Here is an 8934-nt window from a genome sequence, read left to right as displayed (position 1 = left end):
TCAAACTCTCCAATAAAGTATTGAAAAGAGCGATAAGCTCATTTTGAATCTGACGAGATTAAACATCTCATTTGTGCTCCAGTCGATTCAAGCCAAGGTTCGTCTCAACTTTCGCGTTCATTCTGCAAGCAGAATATTTACTCACTCGTTGTTCAGTTTTCAAAGATCAAACTTGTTTCGTTACCGAATGTTGTTCTCTTCAGCAACTCTTATATATTATCATGTCCGAACCAACTTTGCAAGCTCTTTTTTTAAGTTTCTTTCGAAGCTTATTTCATTCGCTTGCGCACCGTGTATCTTGTGTTTTCTTGGCCGGATAAATAATATACCACGCAGAACAAGCACTTGTAAAGAGTTAATTATTTAAAATATAAAATCCACATTTCAACTGTATTAACGACCATGAATCTAGGATGAAATCTTAGTTTACATTGTAGTTTCCTTTAGCTTAATCATCTCTACTTAATCCGTCTTTCTTCTATAATATAAGAAGGTAACCCTCTCAACTCTTATTCGAGACGAAAGGGTTACCTTCTATAGTAATCTATATTTATTTACGTTCTACTTTATATCCTTTATCCTCAAGCAGTTTCACGATGCCGTGATCGCCCAGGTAGTGTGCCGCGCCGACAACAATGAAATACTCCTCACCTTTGCCGTTTTTCAGGTAGCCATCGATTTTATCCGCCATACCGATATTACGATCAACCAGCATTGCTTTGTTGTATTCTTCGTTAGTGGAGAAGCTGTTAGTCAGTTCAAGCAGTTGCTCGTCATTACCCGTTTTCCACATCTCAGCCATTTCTTTCACACTGTTATCCAACACGTCGAAGTTTTCGATTGTCGCTTTCAGTGTTTCCTCTTGTAACTCTTTGGAAAAGTCGTTAAACATGCCAAGTTGAGATTGATAAGTCTCCAGTTCAATTACTGGGAGTTTGCGCTCGATCGCCTTCTGGATGAAATACAGATCCACTCCTGCCGATGCCTCGTATCCAGCAGTTGCCGACTTCAGGCTTGCAAGTGTGGTCTCTACAACCCAAGGTTTGAATGCGTCCAATGCATTAGGCTCCAGACCATTTTTCTTCAATACATCACCCAGCTTAGTATACGTATCACTAGAAATGTGGTCTTTCAGTGTTGTTCCATCTTGATACGAACCCAGACTCAGAACCAACTTCTGCTGCTCTTCATCAGCGGCTTTGCTAATGTCAATCTCTACCCCGAGATAATCAGCTTCAGCAAATGCCTCTTCAAACTCCGGACGAAGCGGGTAGAAGCTTTCATCAGCAATATGCATTGAACCTACCAGATAGATCGTATTCCCATTGCTTTCAACTTCCCACATGAAGCCACGTCCACCAGTTTGAGCAGTTTCGGTTGCTCCACCTTTAGATACCAATAGTACTGTACGCGTTGTAGCATCCCAGCGGACTTCATAACCTGCTGCATCACCAACAATGCGGATTGGCGCATACGTTACACCATCAATGCGTGTTAACTTGCTTTTAAGTGTAATCGTTTTGCCATCTACCACAGCTGTGATCGTATCATCTTTAGCAGTGGTCAACTTTACATCCATAGCATCCAACGTTGTGCGCAATGGAACAAGTGTTGTGCCTTTATCTAAGATGGGTGCTCCTGTGGCATATTTCACAGCTTGATCATTAACCTTGACGGATGTTTCTTGTGGAGCAGCCATAGCTGGTACTGCAGACGCGAGCAAACCTACCGAGATGGTAAGTGATAAGAGCATGCGTTTCCAATTTTTCATATTATGTAATCTCCTTTATTGAATATTGTTGCCTATCAAAATTTTTAATAGAATAGACATCCTTAGATACTACGGATAAAAGTGGGAATTGGTGCCACTCCAAAACGGAGCAGCACGTTCTCCCTTCATTACTCTCATTAGTTAGACACACACCATAGCACCATCTATCTTAGATCTTATAAGCTTTCATAGCCTTAAATAACTCTTTAAAGGTTGGGCGTTTACCGTACATCAGCACACCTGTGCGATAAATTTTCGCTGCAAGCCATCCGAAGATGATAATGGATACGATCAGAATTGCTAAGGACGTTAGAATCTCCCAAGTTGGCGCAACTCCTGCGCCGATTCGTACCAGAATCGCGGTCGGCGACGTGAATGGAATGAAGCTTGCGATTTTCAACAAGAGAATGTTTGGTGTAGAAATACTGAAGATCGCAATATAGAAGGAAACGAGCGACAACATCGTAATCGGCAGCACAGCCTGACCGAGTTCTTCAGTACGGCTTACCATTGAACCGATAGCAGCGAACAACACCGCATACAGGAAGTAGCCCAGAATGTAAAATATGAGTCCGTACACAATAACCGCAATATTCACATCACTCAGACTCATATTGAAATCACCTAATACTGCACGGTTATGCGGCAGCAAGATATTCCCGGCAACCACTGCTCCGAAGATCCCAATTTGCAGCATCCCCACCATGAAAATACCGATGATTTTACCAAACATCTGACTGAGCGGTGATACACTCGTAATCAGAATCTCCATAATACGCGAACTCTTCTCTGCTGTGATCTCAGAGGCAATCATGTTGCCTGTCATCATAGTCGAGGTGAACAGCAGGATAATCAGCAAGTACACCACAATATAGTTAATCGGGCTCATTGCACCTTCAGACTCAGTACCTGCTCCGCTCTCATCTGTACTCAAGCTTTGCTCGGTGAGCTTCACAGGTGTTGTAATCAGTTCCTTCTGCTCCGCTGTGAGCACATCCTTCACAACCACATCCAGCTTCACACTCTGCAACGCAGCTTCAATAGATGCGATGATCTGAGGTGATACGTCTTCTGCTGAATAGAGAATCGGCTGCGGGAACTCTTGCCCGGCAACGGCTTCAAACTTCAGATAGCCATCGGTAAGCCCTGCTTCCACATCTGCCGCAAGAGCAGCCTCATCTTTGTCGCCACTGGTGATGAATCGATAGGCCTGATCTCCTTGAGCCGCAGAGAAGCTCTCCAGTTTCTCGGAAACTTCAGGCTGCCCTGTACTCAGAAGACCAATATTTACAGGATTACTGCTTGAAGCTCCGCCAATGGAACCCCCGTTGAATAAGGTAATGAAATACGGAACATTGAGTCCGATTGAAATTAAAAGTGCAAGTACAATGGTCGTCACCATGAATGATTTCGTTTTAACTTTGTTTTTAAATGTAAAACCCGTAATCGTTCCCATTTTATTCATTCGACTCACCTACCTCACGAATAAAGATTTGGTTAAGCGTTGGTTCCTTGAGTTCAAAGTGTTCCACTGTCGTCTGGGTCATAGCTGTTCTCAAAATCTCTTGAGCCGCTTCCACCTGACTAATATGTATCAGGTACCCACGCTCATTCCGCTCAACTTTTTTCACTCCAGACAATTGTTCGAGCCCTTCCACATTTCCAGTCGTACCCAGGAACACCTGTTCACGCGGATACCGGCTCTTGATCTCCTTGATCTCTCCTTGTACTACAGTGTTGGAACGATGCAGAATGGTGATCTGACGACACAACTCTTCAACATGCTCCATACGGTGTGTTGAGAACAGAATGGCCGTGCCTTCGTCACGCAATTCCTTGACGGTGGACTTGAGTAATTCCACGTTCACAGGATCCAGCCCACTGAACGCTTCATCCAGAATGAGAATCTGCGGTCTATGCACTACGGCTGCGATAAAGCCCATTTTCTGCTGATTACCTTTGGATAACTCCTCAATCTTCTTATCGTAATACTCAGGTACCTCAAACCGGTTCAGCCAGTACTTGAGGCTCTGGTCTGCATCCTTGCCATTCATGCCACGAAGCCGTGCCAGGTAATTAATCTGTTCGCTGACTTTCACCTTCGGGTACAATCCGCGTTCTTCCGGAAGATAACCCATAATCTGTTGCAGCTCCGTATTGTACGGCTTGCCGTTGTACAGGATATTGCCTCCGTCAGGATGAATCAGTCCGAGCACCATGCGCATTGTTGTCGTTTTACCTGCACCATTGGCTCCGAGCAGTCCGTAAATCTCCCCCTCTTTTACATTGAGCGTGACTCCATTAACGGCTGTTTTGTCTGCATATTGCTTGACGACTTGCTTCAATTCCAATCGGTTCATCATTTATCGTCTCCCTTCGGTTATTTCCACTGTACGGGTGCATACCCGGCAATCCAGAACGCCAGCACTTCATCCAATTCCAGGTTACGGATTTTCAATACTCGGTTACTGGACAACTCCAGCCTTTCCTGCGCTTCGCTGACTCGAGTTGTAATGACGCGAACCAGACCTCCCTCTTCCAAAGAAGATTCCACAACACCTGGGATACTCTCTGGCCTTAAATCTCCTTCATACCAGACTTCTTTCCATTGATCGAGCACCATATCTTTTTCGGCCATCCCCAGTGACTGACCACGGTGCATCAATACGATGTAATCCGCAAGCCTTTTGACTTCGTCCGCAATATGTGTGGCAATCAGAATCGTGGTGTCTCCCCCAGCCATGAAGGTACGGAACTGCTCAACCATCACTTTCCAGGCAAAGGGGTCCAGTCCTGATGACGGCTCATCCAAAAGTAATAATCTTGGGCGAGCTGCAATTGCAGCTGCAATCTCAAACTTTCGCCGTTCTCCCTTGGACATCTTGTTCAACTTCACATCAACAGGTACTTCCATATCATGAATCAGTTGGTCGAACAACTTCATATCCCAACGCGGGTACCAGTAGGAGCGAAAAAGGGCTGCTTCCTGTGCTGTTATCCGGTTCTCTTCCGAACCAGCGTTGTCAGCCACAAAACCAATCTGTTGTCTCAGTTCAACGGGGAGCGGCCCCTCATGTTCCTTCCCAAACCATATAATCTGTCCGGCATCTGGCAGCACTACTTGCTGCAGCATGTTAAGAAGTGTACTTTTACCTGAACCGTTATGACCGAGAATAGCGACTACATACCCTTCCGGGATGGAAAGATCAATCGGGCCAATAACTCTGCGTTTTCGCATTTTGGATACGCCGTTCAACTGGATTGCTATGGGTTCCATGTATGCATCACTCCCTTACTTCGCGTAAATAGTCTTCAGGACTTCCCGGAACAGGCTCTCCATCTCGTCTTCCGTGCACCCTACCGATTTCCCGGATTGCACCGCTGCCTGCATCGCTTCCTGTGCGGCCTTCAATCTATAATTTTCTCTGTCGCCGGCTTCTACCTGGGCCACAAATGTACCTGTCCCCTGCTTCGTACGAAGCAGGCCTTCATTCTCCAGATCCTGATAGACCCGTCTAACCGTAATGACACTGCAATTCAGCGCTCCGGCGAACTCACGAATGGACGGCAAATGTGTTCCCTCCCCCAACTGACCCGTAATAATTAATGATCTTAACTGATTTTCAATTTGGTGGTATAAAGGTTCAGCGCTATTTTCATTAATTTGAATGGGTATTTTCACATCTTGCACCTCGCCCTCCGGTACACTCCAGGCTGTTAGCTGACCGTGCCGGTTTCATCCTGTATTCGTACATAAGCTCAACTCTCATTTTAATTCAAATCCCGAAGAACCAACTTCTTCAACGTCAAGCGACTAAACAGCCATAATCCAGCTACGCCAGCTATCAGAGCAATCCACATGATCGGGGAGAGCAGCCCCCATGATTTACTTGCATCCATTACCATTCGCAATCCGTAACTGTCTGACATTCGAATCAGCAAGGATAGGCCAATCGCGATTGGTATAAAAAGCATACTAAGAACCAAGTATTTCTTGCCACTGTTTAGAAACTCTCCGTAAATATACAATCCTGTTACCACAAGTCCATAACCCGTACAGGTAAGGCTAAAGGCCAGATATTGATCCCATCGGAATCCTTCGGCATGCAGGTTAACTACATATAACGATCCGTAGAAAAAGATACCATTGTAAGCAAACGCCATCAGAGACTGCTGTAACCTGGACCACATCACCGCTTGTTCCGGGATGGGAATTCTGCGATAGTAGGCCAGCATCTGCGTATAGGAATCCTCCTGTATGTAACGGAAGGAGCGCCTGCAGAACATGAACCCTTGAAATGGCAACATGATCAAAAAGAAGGCATCCACTACAGGATTAATGAAATCTGTCTGTTGTTGTCCTAATAACATCACACCGCTCATGCTGCCAGTGTATATCATGAATAATGCAGACCATAGCCATTGGAGCTTATCCTTATGCATCTGGCTGCGGGTCAACCACCACGCCTGCTTCCATTCGTTCATATGCACGCCTGCCTTTCACCTGTCATCCACTCATCTTGCTTATGGTGTTCACTGTGTTTACTGTATATATCAATATACACAGTATACAGACCGATTTCTCATCCCGTCAACCCCTAATTTTCCTGAATCAGGAAGACGGGATGGGACATAGTTCGAATTTACGTTAAAATGATTATAGTAACGAATTAATGAAAGGAAGGTTACAGCTATGGATTGGCTGGTCGAGCTCGGGTTTGTTCTCCTTTTCCTTATCGTCGTCATCTGGTTGATCCTCCGGGATGAACCTCATCGTCATTCTGCTAAGAAAGGCAGACACCGCATCCGTCGTAACAATGGTTATACGGACTCTGCTTCGGGATATCCGGTCATTACAGGAGATGACTCCTATGATCGACATTCCAGACACACACCGGATCAAAAATACCATGATTCGGATTCTTCATCAGGCACACATTCTCATCACAACAGCGACAATGGTAGCAGCAATGACAGCAGTGGGGATAGTGGTGGCGGAGACAGTGGAGGTGGCGGGGATTAAACCCTATTCCCTAATCACAAAAGAAGGCTGTACCCATTATTGTGTAAACACAATTCGGGTACAGCCCTTTGCCGTTCTCTAGCACCTGTTAGAAGAAGAGGCCTTGCGATTATACGAGGTTATAGCCGCTAGGCAGACTGCGGTTGCTACGGATCGCACGAATCTCGGCCAGAGTCAGCCGCTCATTCGTAGAGATCAGGGATTCCACGTCATTGCCACGGATCAGATCATCCAAATCTCTCAAGTTGGTGTTGCCTCGGAAGACACGGAATCCACCCTGAAAGTTAGGCCGCGTAAACACAACCAGTGTTGCATTGGAACTTGTTGAGAAAAAGCGCAGGCTCTCTACCCCGTCCAAAATATTGTCCAGGTTACGAAGACCTGTGTTGCCACGATAGATGCGGCTTCTCCCTCTGTAGTTCTCTTCTGAATACACGGTAAGACGCGGATACGTTTGACTGACGTTGACTGTTTTTTTCATTTTGTTTCCCCCTCTCGAACTCATTCTATGAATGGATGAGAGAGGAAGCGTGGACGAATCATCTGCTAGATTCGTCCATTTTCATATTTTCAGAAGGACATAGTGACGCACGCCCGGGTAGCCGGATGTTATCCCTCTACTTTTATACGCCGAGGATAGCTTCCCATACCGGACGTGTATGACCACCAGGATATAACAGATACAACAGGACATACACGATAACACCTGTCAGTGCTGAGCCGAACCAGATCATGGACGTGAACTTGCCCCAGCGGCGATGCGTTCCGAACTTCTTTTTGAATCCCAGCACCAGTGTGGAGATGCCGAATACCGCAGCCACGGTAGCCAGGATAATATGAAAGATCAGAAATATCCGGTAAAAGATCTCCAGATCCGGGTCCCCGCCCCAAGCCGTATTGCCCACGAACACCGTTCGGGACATATAGATCACAAAGAAGATCAGAGCCGCAATCGCTCCCGCTACCATAGCGGTCTGGTGTGCCTCACGTTTGCCTCGAATAATCAGTGCCCATCCGATCCCCACCAATACTGCACTAATCACAATGAACGAAGTGCTGATCGTGGGTAGCAAAAAATACATATCCATCGTGTGTTCCCCCTCTTGTTAGAACATTGACTTCATTATTTGGCAGCCGGATTAAGCGGCCCTCCTGTACCCCCTGCGGGATACGAATCATCATCATCTTCCTGTTTCTCTTTCCGATACCATTGGAAAAATACATAGGCCAGCATGGAGGCAAAGATCCCCTCCTGAATAAACTTCATCACAATGCCACCAACCTGCTGATCTTCCTTCGCGGAAGACAAAAAGTTGAAGAAGGCCGGACCACCAAATGAGCGAAGTAACGCTGTAGAATCTCCAGACACACAATACCTCATCGCTTCAGCCCATACTGCAGGGTTGCTGTACGTCTGATACAATGGCTCGGACGCAAAGATAATCAAGCCACACGCAGGCGTAAGCAGTACCATATTCAAGAAAATAAAACCGATCTTGGATAACCCCGATGCTTGTCTGCCTTCTGGCAATGGATTCAGCAATGTCCACCACATCAGCATGGAGGTGATAAACAGGGCAATATAATACAACCGGTGAACGGTAAAATTCAACATCACGTAATCATGTACAATTGGCAGATGATACAGCGAGAACAGTCCGTTAAAGAGTACTGCCGCAACGATCGGATGAGCCAGGAACGATAGCTGGCGTGTAGGCAACCAACGTACGATTTTGCGCCATACCCAGATCGGCAATCCTTTCATCATCAGCGGCGGGGCTACCAGATAGGAGAACGCCATGCTTACCATGTGGAAGCTAAACATCACGTGACCGAGCAAATTAAAGGGCCCTGCTTGAGCCAGATACAGGACGAACAATCCCGTAATAAACATGATTTTCTGTGCAGCAGTCGCTGGCTCTGCATCCTTTATTTGCTCGCTTAACGGTCCGACAAGCACCAAATAGGCTGCAGCAATGATCAGAAATAACGCCAATATAAGCGGACTCCATAAGTCGTTGAAGCTAAAGTATTGCAACCCGAGCATACGGGAAACCTCCCCGTGACCTAATTTGATTGTTGCCAGTATTCCTTTGAGAAGATCCTTTCGCCAAAAAGGGGAAAAGACGGCGGCAATGCG

At 46.1% G+C, this 8934-nt stretch carries 10 protein-coding genes; 1 reads left to right on the top strand and 9 read right to left on the bottom strand.

Annotation, left to right across the window (positions count from 1 at the left end):
• Positions 1 to 550: 550 nt before the first annotated feature.
• The 6 genes from PAHA3_RS24855 to PAHA3_RS24830 form a co-directional block, all read right to left on the bottom strand.
• On the bottom strand, positions 551 to 1771 hold the full coding sequence (locus tag PAHA3_RS24855) for a TraB/GumN family protein (protein WP_062837345.1): 1221 nt from the start codon (positions 1769 to 1771) through the stop codon (positions 551 to 553).
• 169 nt (positions 1772 to 1940) lie between these two features.
• On the bottom strand, positions 1941 to 3236 hold the full coding sequence (locus tag PAHA3_RS24850; RefSeq protein ID WP_062837344.1) for an ABC transporter permease: 1296 nt from the start codon (positions 3234 to 3236) through the stop codon (positions 1941 to 1943).
• Positions 3229 to 4131 carry an ABC transporter ATP-binding protein gene (locus tag PAHA3_RS24845; RefSeq protein ID WP_062837363.1) on the bottom strand — a complete coding sequence of 301 codons (903 nt, stop codon included), beginning with the start codon at positions 4129 to 4131 and terminating at the stop codon, positions 3229 to 3231. The genes PAHA3_RS24850 and PAHA3_RS24845 overlap by 8 nt, the downstream gene beginning before the upstream one ends.
• 20 nt (positions 4132 to 4151) lie before the next feature.
• Positions 4152 to 5048: an ATP-binding cassette domain-containing protein gene (locus PAHA3_RS24840; protein WP_062837343.1), complete on the bottom strand. Its 897-nt coding sequence runs from the start codon at positions 5046 to 5048 to the stop codon at positions 4152 to 4154.
• A 15-nt stretch (positions 5049 to 5063) separates the two neighbouring features.
• Positions 5064 to 5453 (bottom strand): GntR family transcriptional regulator, encoded by a 390-nt coding sequence (locus PAHA3_RS24835; RefSeq protein WP_062837362.1) that lies wholly within the window; start codon positions 5451 to 5453, stop codon positions 5064 to 5066.
• Positions 5454 to 5542: 89 nt separating this feature from the next.
• The gene (locus tag PAHA3_RS24830) at positions 5543 to 6256 is read right to left on the bottom strand and encodes a hypothetical protein (RefSeq protein WP_076332753.1); all 714 of its coding nucleotides are present in this window, start codon (positions 6254 to 6256) and stop codon (positions 5543 to 5545) included.
• Positions 6257 to 6464: 208 nt separating this feature from the next.
• On the opposite strand from PAHA3_RS24830, the gene PAHA3_RS24825 reads away from it, so the two are divergent.
• Complete coding sequence (locus PAHA3_RS24825; protein WP_062837341.1) at positions 6465 to 6794, top strand: hypothetical protein; 330 nt, start codon at positions 6465 to 6467, stop codon at positions 6792 to 6794.
• Positions 6795 to 6903: 109 nt separating this feature from the next.
• Here PAHA3_RS24825 and PAHA3_RS24820 read toward each other — a convergent pair whose 3' ends face one another.
• The 3 genes from PAHA3_RS24820 to ctaG all read right to left on the bottom strand — a co-directional run bounded on the left by PAHA3_RS24820 (position 6904) and on the right by ctaG (position 8841).
• On the bottom strand, positions 6904 to 7275 hold the full coding sequence (locus PAHA3_RS24820; protein ID WP_062837340.1) for a hypothetical protein: 372 nt from the start codon (positions 7273 to 7275) through the stop codon (positions 6904 to 6906).
• A 142-nt stretch (positions 7276 to 7417) separates the two neighbouring features.
• On the bottom strand, positions 7418 to 7882 hold the full coding sequence (locus tag PAHA3_RS24815) for a DUF420 domain-containing protein (protein ID WP_062837339.1): 465 nt from the start codon (positions 7880 to 7882) through the stop codon (positions 7418 to 7420).
• Between the two features lie 35 nt (positions 7883 to 7917).
• Complete coding sequence (gene ctaG, locus PAHA3_RS24810; RefSeq protein WP_062837338.1) at positions 7918 to 8841, bottom strand: cytochrome c oxidase assembly factor CtaG; 924 nt, start codon at positions 8839 to 8841, stop codon at positions 7918 to 7920.
• Positions 8842 to 8934 lie beyond the last annotated feature (93 nt).

Source organism: Paenibacillus amylolyticus (assembly GCF_001570725.1).
GTDB classification, from domain to species: domain Bacteria; phylum Bacillota; class Bacilli; order Paenibacillales; family Paenibacillaceae; genus Paenibacillus; species Paenibacillus amylolyticus_A.
Note: the sequence above shows the minus strand (reverse complement) of the source record. Positions and strands in the feature narration are given on the sequence as shown.

What these genes read in the sequence shown, in the direction of transcription:
- PAHA3_RS24855 (WP_062837345.1), bottom strand. Translation starts at nt 1,771, where the DNA reads ATGAAAAATTGGAAACGCATGCTCTTATCACTTACCATCTCGGTAGGT.
- PAHA3_RS24850 (WP_062837344.1), bottom strand. Translation starts at nt 3,236, where the DNA reads ATGAATAAAATGGGAACGATTACGGGTTTTACATTTAAAAACAAAGTT.
- PAHA3_RS24845 (WP_062837363.1), bottom strand. Translation starts at nt 4,131, where the DNA reads ATGAACCGATTGGAATTGAAGCAAGTCGTCAAGCAATATGCAGACAAA.
- PAHA3_RS24840 (WP_062837343.1), bottom strand. Translation starts at nt 5,048, where the DNA reads ATGGAACCCATAGCAATCCAGTTGAACGGCGTATCCAAAATGCGAAAA.
- PAHA3_RS24830 (WP_076332753.1), bottom strand. Translation starts at nt 6,256, where the DNA reads ATGAACGAATGGAAGCAGGCGTGGTGGTTGACCCGCAGCCAGATGCAT.
- PAHA3_RS24825 (WP_062837341.1), top strand. Translation starts at nt 6,465, where the DNA reads ATGGATTGGCTGGTCGAGCTCGGGTTTGTTCTCCTTTTCCTTATCGTC.
- PAHA3_RS24820 (WP_062837340.1), bottom strand. Translation starts at nt 7,275, where the DNA reads ATGAAAAAAACAGTCAACGTCAGTCAAACGTATCCGCGTCTTACCGTG.
- PAHA3_RS24815 (WP_062837339.1), bottom strand. Translation starts at nt 7,882, where the DNA reads ATGGATATGTATTTTTTGCTACCCACGATCAGCACTTCGTTCATTGTG.
- ctaG (WP_062837338.1), bottom strand. Translation starts at nt 8,841, where the DNA reads ATGCTCGGGTTGCAATACTTTAGCTTCAACGACTTATGGAGTCCGCTT.